This window comes from Microbacterium karelineae, assembly GCF_009745985.1.
GTDB classification, from domain to species: Bacteria; Actinomycetota; Actinomycetes; order Actinomycetales; family Microbacteriaceae; genus Microbacterium; species Microbacterium karelineae.
Map to the genome: position 1 here is coordinate 1 of NZ_WFIX01000037.1, position 1,459 is coordinate 1,459.

1 protein-coding gene is annotated in these 1,459 nt (G+C 40.4%); it reads right to left on the bottom strand.

The genetic code is table 11. The annotated features are described in order from the left end of the window. Positions 1-49 precede the first annotated feature (49 nt). The coding region (locus tag GB932_RS21825; RefSeq protein ID WP_197517191.1) for a glycerol-3-phosphate dehydrogenase/oxidase at positions 50-1,459 on the bottom strand (1,410 nt) is incomplete at its 5' end.

Here is a 1,459-nt window from a genome sequence, read left to right on the forward strand (position 1 = left end):
TGTTCCCTGGTCTAGAGCGAGAATTAGTTTTTCATTCATGTATATAATGCTAATTTAGGTTGATAACTTTAGGTGAATAAGGAGTCAGTAAATATCCTCTTGCCAGTTCAATGAATTCATTTTCCTGCTGCTGCGCCCATTCTTCAGAATATCCTTTTTCTTCAGCAATGATTCTTGCTACGTTATGAGCGCTGTCTATCGCTGCTCTGGCATCCAGGAAAAGCAGACGTACTCTTCTTGCCAGGATATCTTCAATGGTTTCTGCCATTTCAGCTCTTACGGCCCATACCACTTCTGCTACAGTAAAGGGATGATCAGGATGGATTTTTTGAGCATAGCGCGGATTACTTTCCTGTAATTTTTTGATTGCCGGAATATCAGATCCGTACACATACAGATGATTGGTTCTGTCTACCTGTTCTGGTTTTACATTTCCGTGTATGGACATATGCTCTGTTTTTGATGGGCTATTTCCCAATCTGTGAACTTTCATGGCTTCGTTTACAGTATCTTCTGCCATTTTACGGTAAGTAGTCCATTTTCCTCCGATAATAGAAACTAATCCGGTTTCTGAAGTAATAACTTTATGGCTACGGGAAACTTCTTTGGTGCTTTTGCTTCCATCTTTAGGAGCGGCAAGCGGACGAAGACCTGCGAAAACTGATTTCACATCTTCACGGGTTGGTTTTTTAGCCAGATATTGTCTTGCTGTATTTAAAACAAAGCTGATTTCTTCTTCCAGTGCACGAGGCTCAAAGCTTTCATCCTTTAAAAGAGTATCGGTGGTTCCCACCAAGGCTCTGTCGTGCCACGGCACAACAAATAAAACCCTGCCGTCTGATGTTTTTGGAATCATGATGGCATCATCGCTTTTCAGGAAAGATTTATCCAGTACCAGGTGAATTCCCTGGCTTGGTACCACCAATTTACCATGCTTAGGGTTGTTCATATTAAGAATGTCATTCGTAAATACACCAGTGGCATTGATGACTACTTTACCATGGATCTGATATTGCTGTTTAGAAAACTGGTCTTCAGCAACTACGCCTACTACTTTATCAGAAGCATCTTTCAAAAGGTTGATTACTTTCACATAGTTAACAGCACTTCCTCCTTTTTCAATAATCGTCTGGGTAAGATTAATGGCAAGTCTGGCGTCGTCAAACTGTCCATCCTGGTAAACAACACCACTCATTAAGTGATTTTGTTCAATAGTAGGAAGCTTTTCAACGGTTTTCGCTTTGCTGATGTATTTCGTTTTACCCAAACTTAGTTTTCCCGCAAGGAAATCATAAACAGATAAACCTATCTTATAGTAGATTCCTCCCCACCATGTGTAGTTCGGAATAATGAAAGACTGATTTTTTACAATATGTGCTGCGTTCTTTGCTAAGAGTCCTCTTTCTTTTAATGCTTCTTTTACTAATCCGACATCTCCCTGAGCGAGATATCTCACCCC